Genomic DNA, 12782 nt, shown 5'->3' on the forward strand with positions numbered 1-12782 from the left:
CGCCCCGCTCCTGATTAGCCTGCATCCGCCCCTGCATTTCTTTAACCATTAAACTTTTTTTATGGCATTTAACATCCTGGATGCAGCTAAATCTTTTATTACACCTGATTTATTAGGGAAAGCTGCCGCTTATTTAGGAGAATCGGAATCCTCTGTTGGAAGAGCTGTTTCCGGACTTGTACCGGCTAGTTTATTGGGCATTACGCAAAAAGCAGAAACGGGAGGAGCATCGATGATTATGGATCTTGCCAGACAGGCCATGAACAGTGGTATGCTCGGTAACCTGAGCAATGCCTTTAGTTCGGGAGGCGGTGGAATTCCGGATAGTTCTCCCGGTCTGCTAAGTAGTTTGTTTGGAGACAAGGTAGGTGGCATTGCCAATGCCATTGCGCAGTTTGCAGGAATAAAAGGATCTTCTGCAGCATCTTTGCTGGGTTCCATTGCTCCAATGGTGTTGGGGTTTCTTGGAAAACACTCAGTGGAAAATGGGTTATCTGCCAGCGGACTGTCATCTCTGCTGAGTAGCCAGAAATCGAGCTTTTTAAACGCCATGCCTGCGGGTTTGAATCTCACCAGTTTATTGGGCATTGGTGGATCACCTGCCAAACCAGCCACCGGTTATGTTGAGGAACCTAAGAAGTCAGGTTCCTGGTTAATGCCGATCTTACTCGGACTGGCAGCAGTTGCTTTATTATTATATATTTTTAAAGGTTGTGATGGAACGAAGAAAGAAGAAGTAGCGGTTACAGAGCATATTTCGAATCCGGTACCAGATCCAACACCAGCGGGCTCTGTTCCCATTCGAGAAGCACTCAAAGTGAAATTGGTAGACGGTACAGAAATCGATGCCTATAAAGGTGGAATAGAAGACAGACTGGTAGCCTGTTTGAATGATACAGCCTGTGTTGCCGGTAAGGATCAGTGGTTTGATTTTGATAACCTCAATTTTGAAACAGGCAGTGCAATTCTTACAGCAGAAAGTATTGCACAGGTTCGGAATATTGTGGCTATTCTGAAAGCATACCCCGCAGCCAAAATCAAAATTGGCGGATACACTGATAAAGTTGGAAATGATGAAGACAATAAAAAACTTTCCCAGGAAAGAGCAGATGCTGTATTAACGGAAATTCTTAAGGAAGGTGCAAATAAGCCGCAATTGGTTGGTGCGGAAGGATATGGAGAAGAACTGGCTAAAGTTGTGGAAACAGCCAGTGATGAAGAGCGCCGGGTGGATCGCAGGATATCGGTTCAGCTTAGAGAGAAATAAGGGTTATGTAAGTAAATGAAAGAGGCTGTCCTGATGAGACAGCCTCTTGTTTTACTCCTGTACCATTTTATTTCGAAGCGGTATATACCGCCTTGAATTGTGGCAAAAATGTATCAAAAGATCTTGTTCCTTTTTGAATGTCAGGGCTGGTACGATACTCCTCAAACATCTGCCCACTGCGAATGGCGGTGCCCATTTCTGTATAATTTTTGGCAACCTGTGGTGCGAGCCCGGCAGCCAATAAACCCTGTTCCAATTGCTCATCTGTAAATGGTACCCAGGGTAATTCAGGCTGGTCAATTGTTTTACCTATCGCCGCTGCAATGTCCGCAGTATTCTTTTCATCACTTACCAGATATCGAACAGTAGACCCTTTGAAATTTAATTTCAGCAAAGCTGCCGCTGCTGCATCTGCAATATCATCGGTGGAGGATAAAATGATTTTGTCTGCTGTTCCTCCGAAATTACTCCCCATAATTTGTGCCGTTTTGATCATCGGAATATTACCCAGGAAATTGATATAAAAATACCCCGGACGTAATTTCAGCAGGTTTAAGCCGGGAACTTTATCCAATGCCTGTTCAGCCAGGAATAAGCCACTTACCGGTCCGCATCCATTGGGCATATGTGCCCCCACACTACTTAATAAAACGGCATATTTTACTCCTGTTTCCTTCAGGGCAGCTGCATAGTTTTCTCCGATTTTTCCGATTTCTGTTTTCCAGTTTTCCGGTTGTTTTATGGGGGGAATCATTAAATAGACAGCATCGGCTCCGGCAAACTCCCGGGTTAAAAAGGAACGGTCTTCCACTGATCCGATGGCTGCTTTGGCTCCTGCATCAACCAGTTCCTGCAGATTGGTTGCGGATCTTCCCAGCACAGTTACCTGGTGCCCTTTTTTCAATAATTCCAGCACAAGTGGTTTCGAAATGTGGCCTGCGCCACCGGTGATTACGTAGTTCATGATTTAATATTTGTATGTACAATTAATGAAAGAAAAAAAATCAGGGTAGTTTATCGTTGATACGGTTGATAGCGCCAACAAGCTTGGAGCTTTCTTCTTTTCCTAATAATGAGTTGTACTGATCCTGAAATTCCTGGGTACAGGTTTTCATTAGTGGAAATAGTTCTTTGGCTTTAGGAGTAGGATAGATATTGGTGAGTTTTCCTTCTGTAGTACGAACCACCAATTTCTTTTCTTCCAGTTTTTCGATAAGACGGGTAACGGTACTGGGACTCAATTGCAGCTCTTCCGCTGCCAGCCCGGGTTGCATGCCAGGTTCTTCCAGCACCATCATCAGCAGATAAGCATGACTGGGAGCGAGGCCTACTTTTTTCCAGCAATCCATAGCGAGCCGCTCAATTTTTCTTGCCAGCGCATTGCTGGAAAAATAAATGCATTTATTATACCTGCTATCAGATGCTTTCACGATTCAAATGTAAAACTTGTAATTTGTATATGCAAATAAAACTTTTTGGCTAATATTGAACCGGGTAAAACCTGTGAAATGATTGAACTATGAGCAACCCGCATTTAGATCCCGAATCGTCTCCGGTTGGTTCAGCAGAAAAAGAGTTTGAGAACAGTTTGCGACCGAAGGAAATTGATGATTTTGCCGGACAGGCACAGATAATTGAGAACCTGAAAATCTTTATAAAAGCAGCCAAAATCAGGGGAGAAGCATTGGATCATGTATTGTTTCATGGTCCGCCTGGTTTGGGGAAAACCACTTTATCCCGCATAGTTGCCAATGAAATGGGGGTGAAAATCCGCGAAACATCCGGACCTGTCATTGAAAAGCCCGCAGATCTGGCTGGCTTGCTCACCAATCTGGAAGCCAATGATGTGTTGTTTATAGATGAAATTCATCGTCTCAGTACAGTTGTGGAGGAGTACCTCTATGCTGCCATGGAAGATTACCGGATAGATATTCTGATTGATAGTGGCCCCAATGCACGAAGTATTCAAATAAATCTCAATCCATTTACCTTAATTGGTGCCACCACCCGAAGTGGTTTGTTAACGGCTCCGCTGCTAAGTCGTTTTGCCATTAAATCACGCTTGGAATATTACACTGCTGCTGTATTGGAGAAAATTATCCTGCGCTCTGCTGCACTATTGAATGCACCAATTACTGCGGAGGCCGCAAAAGAAATAGCCCGCCGTAGCAGGGGAACTCCACGTATAGCCAATGGTTTATTACGCCGGGTTCGTGATTTTGCCATGGTATTAAACGATGGTCAGCTGGATATCGGCATTACCCAGCATGCCCTTAAAGCACTGAATGTGGACGAACATGGATTGGATGAAATGGATAACCGGATTTTGTCAACCATCATAGAAAAGTTCAAAGGCGGACCGGTTGGCATTACAACCATCGCCACTGCAGTGGGAGAGGAGTCGGGAACCCTGGAGGAAGTGTATGAGCCCTTTTTGATTCAGGAGGGATTTTTGCAGCGAACTCCACGCGGAAGGGAAGCAACTGCCAAAGCCTACGAACACCTGGGAAAACAACCTCGGTCTGGTAATTCACCAGGTCTCTTTGATTCCCTGATATAAAAAAGCCAGCGCTGCTATTATTTTGGTAGCAACGCCGGCTCATAATTTTTTAGAACTGCATTAGGAAGCAGGTGTGGGAACAACCAGGCGGAAACCATTTCCGTGGATATTCACGATTTCAATGCTGGTATCTTCTTTCAGGTACTTCCGCAGTTTCGCGATGTATACATCCATACTACGGCCGTTGAAATAGGTATCGCTGCCCCAGATTTTTTTCAATGCCTGTTCTCGGGGAAGCAGGTCGTTCATATGTTCGCAAAGCATTTTCAACAACTCATTTTCCTTGGGGGATAAGGTTTGAGTCTGTCCATTCTGCGTTAACTCGCGGAGTTTAGGATTGAAATGGAAGCTGCCCAGGTCAAATTCCTTGTTCTCATTTTCCTTATTCAATTCCTCATTACGTTTGAGGATGGCTTTGATTTTCAGGAGTAATACCTCGCTGTCAAATGGCTTGGTAATATAATCATCAGCACCCAGTTTATAGCCCTGGATAATATCTTCCTTCATGGTTTTGGCACTCAGAAAAAACAAGGGTACATCCGGATCTATATCACGGATTTCTTCAGCCAGGCTGAATCCGTCCATATTGGGCATCATAACGTCCAGCAGGCAGAGATCAAATTTCTCGCGCTGAAAGGCAGCCAGTCCGAGGCGGCCATCTCTTTCCAACACCACATCAAAATCATTCAATTCCAGGTAATTCTTCAGCACCAGTCCAAGATTCTGATCGTCTTCACATAATAGTATTCTAGCTTTCTTTTCTTCCATGATCATTGATTTAAGTGATAATAATAAAATTAATTCATTTTACCGCGGCAGCCAAAGGGAATAATCTTTTGTTAAGAAGAGAGAAAAGGGAGACAACGGAGAAAGAGGAGGAAGGGGCGGAAAAGCCGGCTAACCGATAAGGGTTTGCATCCTGTTGCCACCTGCTCCGTTTTTTCACCTTTCACCTTTCACCTTTCACCGTATTTTTGAAAAAAATACCCTCATGCGTTTAACCTCTGATTCAAAGCTGAAGAAATTGATAGTGATTGGGGATCGGGTGCTGATCCGCCCCTCGAAACCAAATGAACAAACCGCCAGCGGGTTGTATTTGCCCCCCGGTGTACAGGAAAAAGAAAAAGTGCAGCAGGGGTATGTAATTCGTACCGGTCCGGGTTATGCAATTCCCACTCCACCCGAAGATGAGTCCTGGAAGCAGGCTGAAGAGCAGGTGAAATATATTCCTCTGCAAGTACATGAAGGTGATCTGGCCATCTTTCTGGTAAGTGGTGCCACCGAAGTCATGTACGAGGGAGAAAAGTATTTTATCGTGCCACAAAGCGCCATCCTGATGCTCGAACGGGAGGAGGATTTTTAAATCAAAGGATTTCATTTTTCCATTATCTTACTCAGAAATAGCGCATTCATGTCCGATATAAATCAATTTATTGAAGCCATCCGCAAAGGTTATAGTTTTAAAGGTGATGCTGCCAAAATAGGTGTTGGAATTTTAAACGGACAGCCGGTACCGGATGCGGAAATTCTGGTTCCATTAAAAACGCTCAACCGACACGGACTTATTGCCGGCGCAACCGGTACAGGTAAAACAAAAACCCTGCAAATCCTGGCAGAAGTACTAAGCGATAATTCTGTTCCTGTTTTACTGATGGATATTAAAGGTGACCTGAGTGGCATTGCTGCAGCAGGTACTGCCAATGATAAAATCAAGGAGCGATACCAGCACCTTAAAATGGACTATCAGCCGGCACCCTATCCGGTTGAATTGCTATCACTCAGCGATGAACCAGGTGTCCGCTTAAGAGCAACCGTTAGTGAATTCGGACCGGTTTTATTAAGTAAGATTCTTGGTTTGAATGATACGCAATCCGGACTGGTTGCCATGATTTTCAAGTGGTGTGATGATAATCAACTGCCTCTGTTGGACCTGAAAGATTTTATCAAAGTCCTGCAATATGTAAGCGATGAAGGTAAGGCTGAACTGGAAAAAGCCTATGGTAAAATCTCCACTACTTCAACCGGTACGATTCTGCGAAAAGTAGTTGAATTACAACAGCAGGGAGCAGATACATTTTTTGGTGAAAAAAGTTTTGAAGTGGATGACCTGATGCGGATCTCCGATGATGGCAGGGGAATGATATCCATTCTACGGGTCACAGATCTTCAGGATCGTCCCAAACTGTTTTCCACCTTTATGCTTCAGTTACTGGCTGAACTATATGGATCATCGCCTGAAGAAGGGGATATGGATAAACCCAAACTGGTTCTTTTTGTGGATGAAGCCCATCTGATTTTTCAGGAAGCAAGTCCCGCTTTATTACAACAAATCGAAACCATTGTGAAGCTGATCCGATCCAAAGGAATCGGGATCTTTTTCTGCACGCAGAATCCGATGGATGTTCCAAAAGATGTACTTGGACAACTGGGATTAAAAATTCAGCATGCTTTGAGAGCATTTACCGCAGCAGATAGGAAAGTAATCAAGCAGACGGCAGAAAATTATCCGGAAACTGATTTTTATAAAACCGATGAACTGCTGACACAGCTTGGTATTGGCGAAGCGATGGTAACTCTGCTTAACGAAAAAGGAATTCCAACTCCGCTTGCTCATGTATTATTGATTTCACCCCGAAGCAGAATGGATATCTTAACCGAACAGGAAATTGGTTCCCTGGTTAGCGGAAGTAAATTGATAAAAAAATACAATTCAGCAGTAGACTCAGAAAGCGCCTATGAATTGCTGACAGCTAAACTGGAGGAAGCCGCCGGCCTTGCTGCCGAAGAGGATGCTAAAAAGCAGGCCGAAAAAGAAGCCACAAAAACCAGAGGAAGTTCAGCTAAGGAAGAAAAATCTGTATTGGAAAAAATGTTGAACAGTTCTGCAGGCCGGCAGGCAACCCGAACATTAACGAGTACCATTACCCGAACCTTGCTCGGTGCATTGGGATTAGGTGGCAGAAGTTCAAAGAAAAAAAGTTTATGGTAATAATTCAAGCGTTCCGTTTAAATGAACGCGCACCAATTGTTCACTTTCCAGATTACGGATAGCATTTAATATGTCATTCTGTTCTGCACGTAAGCCGAATTCTGCATGGATTCCTTCCATTGTTTTGGATGCGGATCGAAGCGATTGAAGGATTTCTTCCTGTAAAACCTGTGATGAAATCGGCTTTCTTTTTTTTGCCAGACAAATATCACAGATGCCGCAATCCTTAATCCCTTTATCACCAAAATAGCGACCAATATAACTGCTCCGGCAATCCTGGCCAGTGGTAAATTCAATCAGTGAATCCAATCGTTCCTTTGCCAGTTCTTTTCTTTTTTTGATGGCATTCAGATCCAGTTGAATATATTCGGCTTTCATCCGTTCACACAATAAAACCAGTTGTGGCTGGTCCTTTGTTGGCTGATACACCAAAACACCCAGAGAATGTAATTGTTTTAATTGCTCTGTTACGGCCGACTTTTCAATTCTCAGCAATTTGGCCATATAAGCTTCCGATACCATACCCGGATAACTGAATACACCTTCAATGGTGCGAAGTAAGGTTTTGATCAAGGGCTCCAGATTGGGATAGTTGCGTTCAACTTCTTCCAGCCAGTTTCTGTCAGCGATAAATTGTACCCTTGCCGGTTCATAAACTGATTCATTCAATGCGCAGTAACCATTTGCCTGTAATAACTGAAACGCATTAATGGTTACCATCCTGTCCAGATCGAAATTTTTACAAAACAAACTGAGGTCAAAATCATAGGTATTTCCTTCACCTGTTCCAGTTGGTATGTGCAGGAAATTCGCCATAGCCTGATACACATTTTTGACTATTTCAACAGGAGGGAATTTTTTTTCCAGTTGCAATTGCAGATCGCTCAGATCCGGCTGATTATACAAGAGAACAGCATAGGCTTTTTTGCGATCACGACCTGCACGTCCGGCTTCCTGATAATAATTTTCAAGACAATCTGGTACATCATAATGTATTACAGTTCGAACATCCGGTTTATCAATGCCCATCCCAAATGCATTGGTACTGACTATAATCCGAACCTGGTTATTAGTCCAGTTTTGCTGGCGTTCATTGCGTTCTTCCTGATCCAGGCCGGCATGATAATAGGTGGCAGTAATGCCCCGTTGGGTAAGATGTCTGCAAATGTCAACCGTGCGTTTCCGGCTTCTGCAGTACACGATGCTGCTGCCTTCTACTTTAGACAGGATATCTGTAAGCTTTTGCAATTTATTTGTTTCTTCAAAACAACTGTAGGAAAGCGCTTCCCTTATAAAAGAGCCTTTATGGATTACTGCATTTTTAAGTTGCAATTGGTCAACAATATCCTGTTGCACGAGCGGTGTGGCAGAGGCAGTAAGGGCCAGTAGGGGAACTTTTGGCAGACTTTCCCTTAGACTGGCAATTTGCAGGTACTGCGGACGAAAATCATATCCCCACTGCGAAACACAATGGGCTTCATCCACCGCAATCAGACAGATGGGCAACGCCGGCAGGTATTCTTTGAATAAATTGGTTTGAATTCGTTCAGGAGATACATATAGAAATTTGATATGACCATTCAATGCCAGCTGCATGGTTTTGGCAACTTCCTTATACGGCATGCCAGTATGAATAGCTAATGCAGAGATGCCTTTTTTCTTTAATTGTGCCACCTGATCTTTCATCAGCGCAATAAGCGGACTGATCACCAGACATAATCCCTCCATTGCCATTGCCGGTACCTGAAAGCAAACTGATTTTCCACTTCCGGTTGGCAATAAAGCCAGGCAATCTTTCTTATCCAATGCAGTCTGGATAATCTCTTCCTGTAATGGCCGGAATTGATCATGCCCCCAGTATTGGAGAAGAATGGAGTGGATGGAAAGAGGATGAGGCATTGGAGGGATAAGGTGAATAAGGTGAATAAGTGAAAGGTGAAAGGTGAAGTTTCTGTGATTTTATCTTTTATTTCGGGAATTCCTCTTTTCTTCCTTTGTCTCCTCTTTTCCTCCTTTGTCTCCTCTTTTTCCCTTTCCTCCGTTTTCCCCACTTCCTACCTTACCTTCTTTACAAATAGTTTTACTGAGTTGGCTGCCAGCACTACATCGCTCAGTCCCATTACCAGGGCACCAATGGTGGGAGTTAGTAGTCCGATAGCGGCAATTGGAATTGCCACAATATTATAAGCAAATGCCCAGAATAGATTTTGTTTTATTGTTAGTAAGGTGTGTTTGCCGAGTCCCAGTGCTTCGGGTAATTGCGAAAGGCCATGATTCATCAATACAATGTCTGCAGTTTGAACGGCAATTTGGGAGGCATCGCTTAATGAAATTCCAATACTCGCTTTCGCCAATGCAGGCGCATCATTAATGCCATCCCCAACCATGGCAGTTGGAATGGACGCATTCAATTCTTCAATCAATGCAAGCTTTTCTGCCGGAGATTTTTCTGCAATCACTTCCTGAATACCCAGTGCCCGACCAATCTTTTCTGTTTTGGATAAACGATCGCCACTAAGCAGGATGGTTTTGATCCCTTTTTTATGCAGGTAGTTTATCACGCCCGCAGCTTCAGGACGAATTTCATCTGCCACATCCACCCACCCAATCAATTCCTGGTTTCGCAGAACATAAATATTATGTTGATCCTCCTTTGTATGATTGGCTGCAATAGCATAAGAGCCGGCCCAATACTCGTCGCCGTCTTTGCTCCGGCCTTTCATGCCGCTGCCTTTTACTTCTTCAATGGATTCCCACCGAATCATATCATTGGTTTTCCAGTTGCGTGAAATCACCTGTGCTATCGGGTGATTGGAATAACGTTCCATCGAAGCAAGGATACGCTTAAATTCCACTTCATTAATTCCAATCGCCTCAAAGGCCTGTAACTGAAATTTACCAGTGGTTAATGTCCCGGTTTTGTCAAATACCACCTGCTTTATGTCTTTGAAAGCTTCCAGCGATTTTGCATTACGAAATAAGATACCACTGCGTGCCGCTCTACCCAATCCAACTGCAATGGCTGCCGGTGTTGCCAGTCCCATTGCACATGGGCAGGCAATCACCAACACAGCAATACTGCGCATGAGGGAGTCGCGAAAAGCATGGGCAGAATCGCCCGATAAAAAATAGAAATTGATCAAAAAAGTCAGCACTGCAATGGCCAGCACCACTGGTACAAAAACAGCACTGATTTTGTCGGCCATTCGCTGAACCGGAGGCTTATCGCCCTGCGCCTTTTTTACCAGATTGATAATATTGGCTAGAACCGATTGATCCGCTCCCGCAGTTACCTGCGCTTTCACCATCCCTTCAATCAACAAACTACCGCCAATAAGTGAATCCTTGGCTTTTTTCTGAATGGGTTCGCTTTCGCCGGTAATGATGGCTTCATTTACGGATGCGTCTCCCCAAAGAATTTTTGCATCTGCAGGTACCTGTTCTCCGTTTTTTATGAGAATCAGATCACCGCTTTTCAGATGAATATTTTCAATTGGAAAAAATAATTCCTGATGCTGGTCATCATAGGCAATCATATTGGCCATTACCCGCTGGTTTTTCACCAGTTTGTTCAGTTCTTTCTGTGTGCTGTGTATGGAAAGATCCTCCAGATAGTTGCCAAGAAAGACCAGCGTGATTATGGCTGCCGTGGTTTCATAAAACAGGTAGTTCTCCGGCTGGGGAATAAATGTGCCAACCAGACTATAAACAAAAGCCGCCGTGGCACCCAGTGTTACCAGTACATTCATATTGGGCAGGCCCGAACGCATACTTTTCCAGGCACTACGTCCGAAATAATACATCCCCACCAGGTAAACCGGTAAACAAAGCACAAGCTGTACCCAGGGGTTCATCAACCAGTGCAAATGGAGACCGGGAATCATATGCAGCATCAAAACCAGCGTACATGGAAGACAGATCAACATGTACCGCAGGTAGCGGTTCATCGGTGGTTTCCCCTCAACAACCGGTTTGGGTGCCTGTTCATCCACTACCACATAACCCAGCGAAGAAATCCCTTTTGTAAGTGAGTTCTGTTTGTTTTTATCAAATTCAGACACTTCAAAGTGTACATCGCCATCGATTGGATTCACTTTCACGTTCTGCATGCCTTCCTTTTCAAGATACCTCGTTACACTAAGGGCACAATTTGAACAGGTCATGCCTTCTACTTTCCAGTTAATTGATTCCATGCTTACTCGTTTACCTGTTTATTCTGCAAATTTACGAAAAGCTGCCACTGTACTGCGACCGTTAAATTGCCCTAAATTTGACCATGGTTCGACGGTATACATTAGCTGAATTGCCTGCTTTGGCAAAGGATCTCCTAAAAGAGCTGGATCATCCCCGGGTTATTGCACTGGATGCACCTATGGGCGCCGGAAAAACAACACTGGTGCATGCCATTTGCGATGAATTAATGGTTACTGATCCGGTTGGGAGTCCCACTTTTTCAATAATAAATGAATACGGTTCTGCCTCCGGACCTGTTTACCATATAGATTGTTACCGCCTGAAATCGGAAGAGGAGGCGGTTGATGCAGGAATTGAAGAATGTTTGGATGGTGTCAACTGGTGTTTTATTGAATGGGCTGAAAAAATACCCCATCTGCTGCCTCAAAACCTGGTCAGAATCCACCTCAAAGTGCTGGACCCGGTCACCCGGGAACTCGAACTTAGAATTCCCGCTGCCATCTCTTAGAAAAAAATCAGTTTATAAATTGTAATTTTCCAACTCGATTAATTACATGTCGCAGCATAAACCATTTATCAGCCCGTCCTTCAGTTATGAAACCCTGGAAGAGACGCTCGATGTAAAACCAACGGGTGCGCAATTGCATATTGGTATCCCTAAAGAAATAGCTTTTCAGGAAAATCGGGTGTCCCTTACGCCTGATGCGGTAGGTGTTCTTGTAAGTAACGGTCATCAGGTTACCATTGAACATAATGCAGGGGATGCTGCACATTTTCGCGATCGCGATTACAGCGAAGCGGGTGCCAGAATCGTGTACGAAAAAGCCGAAGTTTATAAGGCACCCATACTGGTAAAAAGCGCTCCGGTAATTGAAGAGGATATTCCTCTCCTTCAAATGGGACAAATGATCATTTCTCCCATGCATACAACCTTGTTAAAAGCTTCTTTGCTGGAGAAGATGATGGATAAAAAGATTACCGCACTCAGTTTTGAACAACTCAAAGATGAAAGCGGATCCCTTCCCATTGTGAGGAGTATGAGTGAAATTGCAGGTAGTGCGGTGATGCTGATAGCCGGACAATACCTCAGCTCAGCCAATCATGGAAAAGGTGTTTTGCTGGGTGGAATTTCCGGTATTCCACCTTCCAAAGTAGTTATCATTGGAGCAGGTATAGTTGGTGAGTACGCAGCACGTGCAGCTATTGCGCTTGGTGCTTCCGTCAAAGTGTTTGATAATAGTGTTTATCGGCTAAAACAATTACAGAATAATATTGGTCATCGTTTATGGACTTCCGTACTGGAACCAAAAATTCTGGCCAAACAGCTTAAGACCTGCGAAGTTGCTGTTGGTGCATTGGGGTCCAGCACCGGCCGTGCCCCTATTGTTGTAACGGAAGAAATGGTAAGCAATATGCGACCCGGTAGTGTAGTAATCGATGTGAGTATTGACAGTGGGGGCTGTTTCGAAACCTCCGAAATTACCAGTCATGAACAACCGATTTTTATGAAATATGGGGTGATTCATTACTGTGTTCCCAATATTCCTTCCGGATTCGCCCGCACTGCTTCCCATGGTATCAGTAATGTTTTGATGCCACTCCTGCTGGAAGCTGCTGAAGAAGGTGGAATTGATCACCTGATCTGGCAGAAAATTTACCTGCGAAGCGGGATCTATCTGTTTAAAGGAGCACTCACTCATTTCCACCTCAGCCAGCGCTTTAATCTTAAATACACGGATTTGAATCTGCTGATTGCCAGCCGTCGATAAGGT

General features: G+C 44.1%; 11 protein-coding genes. 6 read left to right on the forward strand and 5 right to left on the reverse strand.

The window, feature by feature from the left end; translation table 11 throughout:
* Positions 1 to 61: 61 nt before the first annotated feature.
* Entirely contained in the window at positions 62 to 1267 is a 1206-nt protein-coding gene (locus B2746_RS14805) for an OmpA family protein (RefSeq protein WP_290795422.1), read from the forward strand.
* Positions 1268 to 1334: 67 nt separating this feature from the next.
* Here the strand turns inward: B2746_RS14805 and B2746_RS14810 are convergent, their stop codons facing one another.
* Together B2746_RS14810 and B2746_RS14815 are read right to left on the reverse strand one after the other, a co-directional pair.
* Positions 1335 to 2231 (reverse strand): NAD(P)H-binding protein, encoded by an 897-nt coding sequence (locus B2746_RS14810; RefSeq protein ID WP_290795423.1) that lies wholly within the window; start codon positions 2229 to 2231, stop codon positions 1335 to 1337.
* Between the two features lie 40 nt (positions 2232 to 2271).
* Positions 2272 to 2697 carry a MarR family winged helix-turn-helix transcriptional regulator gene (locus B2746_RS14815; RefSeq protein WP_290795424.1) on the reverse strand — a complete coding sequence of 142 codons (426 nt, stop codon included), beginning with the start codon at positions 2695 to 2697 and terminating at the stop codon, positions 2272 to 2274.
* An 89-nt stretch (positions 2698 to 2786) separates the two neighbouring features.
* Here B2746_RS14815 and ruvB point away from each other — a divergent pair, with 89 nt between their 5' ends.
* Positions 2787 to 3827, forward strand: a complete 1041-nt coding sequence (gene ruvB / locus B2746_RS14820; RefSeq protein ID WP_290795426.1) for a Holliday junction branch migration DNA helicase RuvB — start codon at positions 2787 to 2789, stop codon at positions 3825 to 3827.
* 60 nt (positions 3828 to 3887) lie between these two features.
* On the opposite strand, the gene B2746_RS14825 is transcribed toward ruvB, so the two are convergent.
* Positions 3888 to 4595, reverse strand: a complete 708-nt coding sequence (locus tag B2746_RS14825; RefSeq protein ID WP_290795429.1) for a response regulator transcription factor — start codon at positions 4593 to 4595, stop codon at positions 3888 to 3890.
* A 223-nt stretch (positions 4596 to 4818) separates the two neighbouring features.
* Between B2746_RS14825 and B2746_RS14830 the strand changes: the two genes are divergently transcribed.
* Together B2746_RS14830 and B2746_RS14835 are read left to right on the forward strand one after the other, a co-directional pair.
* Complete coding sequence (locus tag B2746_RS14830) at positions 4819 to 5190, forward strand: co-chaperone GroES (protein ID WP_290795431.1); 372 nt, start codon at positions 4819 to 4821, stop codon at positions 5188 to 5190.
* Between the two features lie 48 nt (positions 5191 to 5238).
* A complete protein-coding gene (locus tag B2746_RS14835) occupies positions 5239 to 6816 on the forward strand; it encodes a helicase HerA-like domain-containing protein (RefSeq protein ID WP_290795433.1) in 1578 nt (525 codons plus the stop codon).
* Here B2746_RS14835 and B2746_RS14840 read toward each other — a convergent pair.
* The gene (locus B2746_RS14840; protein WP_290795435.1) at positions 6808 to 8715 is read right to left on the reverse strand and encodes a RecQ family ATP-dependent DNA helicase; all 1908 of its coding nucleotides are present in this window, start codon (positions 8713 to 8715) and stop codon (positions 6808 to 6810) included. The genes B2746_RS14835 and B2746_RS14840 overlap by 9 nt on opposite strands.
* A 155-nt stretch (positions 8716 to 8870) precedes the next feature.
* A complete protein-coding gene (locus B2746_RS14845) occupies positions 8871 to 11009 on the reverse strand; it encodes a heavy metal translocating P-type ATPase (RefSeq protein ID WP_290795437.1) in 2139 nt (712 codons plus the stop codon).
* An 83-nt stretch (positions 11010 to 11092) separates the two neighbouring features.
* Here B2746_RS14845 and tsaE point away from each other — a divergent pair, with 83 nt between their 5' ends.
* Entirely contained in the window at positions 11093 to 11518 is a 426-nt protein-coding gene (tsaE, locus tag B2746_RS14850) for a tRNA (adenosine(37)-N6)-threonylcarbamoyltransferase complex ATPase subunit type 1 TsaE (protein ID WP_290795439.1), read from the forward strand.
* A 46-nt stretch (positions 11519 to 11564) separates the two neighbouring features.
* The gene (locus B2746_RS14855; RefSeq protein ID WP_290795442.1) at positions 11565 to 12779 is read left to right on the forward strand and encodes an alanine dehydrogenase; all 1215 of its coding nucleotides are present in this window, start codon (positions 11565 to 11567) and stop codon (positions 12777 to 12779) included.
* Positions 12780 to 12782: the final 3 nt, after the last annotated feature.

It is taken from the genome of Flavihumibacter sp. UBA7668, from assembly GCF_002483205.1.
In the GTDB taxonomy this organism is placed as follows: domain Bacteria; phylum Bacteroidota; class Bacteroidia; order Chitinophagales; family Chitinophagaceae; genus Flavihumibacter.

What these genes read in the sequence shown, in the direction of transcription:
- B2746_RS14805 (WP_290795422.1), top strand. Translation starts at nt 62, where the DNA reads ATGGCATTTAACATCCTGGATGCAGCTAAATCTTTTATTACACCTGAT.
- B2746_RS14810 (WP_290795423.1), bottom strand. Translation starts at nt 2,231, where the DNA reads ATGAACTACGTAATCACCGGTGGCGCAGGCCACATTTCGAAACCACTT.
- ruvB (WP_290795426.1), top strand. Translation starts at nt 2,787, where the DNA reads ATGAGCAACCCGCATTTAGATCCCGAATCGTCTCCGGTTGGTTCAGCA.
- B2746_RS14825 (WP_290795429.1), bottom strand. Translation starts at nt 4,595, where the DNA reads ATGGAAGAAAAGAAAGCTAGAATACTATTATGTGAAGACGATCAGAAT.
- B2746_RS14830 (WP_290795431.1), top strand. Translation starts at nt 4,819, where the DNA reads ATGCGTTTAACCTCTGATTCAAAGCTGAAGAAATTGATAGTGATTGGG.
- B2746_RS14835 (WP_290795433.1), top strand. Translation starts at nt 5,239, where the DNA reads ATGTCCGATATAAATCAATTTATTGAAGCCATCCGCAAAGGTTATAGT.
- B2746_RS14840 (WP_290795435.1), bottom strand. Translation starts at nt 8,715, where the DNA reads ATGCCTCATCCTCTTTCCATCCACTCCATTCTTCTCCAATACTGGGGG.
- B2746_RS14845 (WP_290795437.1), bottom strand. Translation starts at nt 11,009, where the DNA reads ATGGAATCAATTAACTGGAAAGTAGAAGGCATGACCTGTTCAAATTGT.
- tsaE (WP_290795439.1), top strand. Translation starts at nt 11,093, where the DNA reads ATGGTTCGACGGTATACATTAGCTGAATTGCCTGCTTTGGCAAAGGAT.
- B2746_RS14855 (WP_290795442.1), top strand. Translation starts at nt 11,565, where the DNA reads ATGTCGCAGCATAAACCATTTATCAGCCCGTCCTTCAGTTATGAAACC.